Origin of the sequence: Cellvibrio sp. BR, from assembly GCF_000263355.1 — a bacterium.
Taxonomy (GTDB): Bacteria; Pseudomonadota; Gammaproteobacteria; order Pseudomonadales; family Cellvibrionaceae; genus Cellvibrio.
Map to the genome: position 1 here is coordinate 1 of NZ_JH668221.1, position 524 is coordinate 524.

At 44.5% G+C, this 524-nt stretch carries 1 protein-coding gene; it reads left to right on the top strand.

Features of this window, described 5'->3' with window-relative positions; all coding sequences use genetic code 11:
* Positions 1–524 (top strand): hypothetical protein (locus tag O59_RS20770; protein ID WP_040393977.1); only part of this gene is annotated, 524 nt, incomplete at both ends.

Below are 524 nucleotides of genomic sequence, written 5' to 3' on the forward strand. Positions count from 1 at the left end.
CGTGGCGGATTTACGATTTTGACGGTGCGGGTAGTAACGCCGATGACATAAACGATGGCGAAGTTGCTGGCATCCAGTTTATCGATTTCAAAAATCTGCAAGGTGGATTAGACAACGATATTTTTATTATCGATACCGCGTTTAACGGAATCATTTCCGGTCGCGGTGGTGCAGACGTATTCAATATCAACGCATTGGTAAATAATATTTCCGGTGGTGATGACAGCGACAGTTTTGTTTTCTTTAACACAGGCAGCGTCACTACAGCCACTGGTGGTGCAGGTGATGACTTCGTGGATTTCCGCAATATCAATGCTAACTATACGGTTACATTGGACGGAACGGGCATCAATAACGTCGATAGCATTTCACGCGTTATTGCGAACAATGCATTTGACTTTACGCTGGTTGCCAATGCAGGTTCCAACACGTGGCATATTTACGATTTTGATGGTGCAGGCAGTGCATCTGATGGTGTTAATGACGGCGAAGTGGCCGGTATTCAATTTGTCGATTTCAAAAAT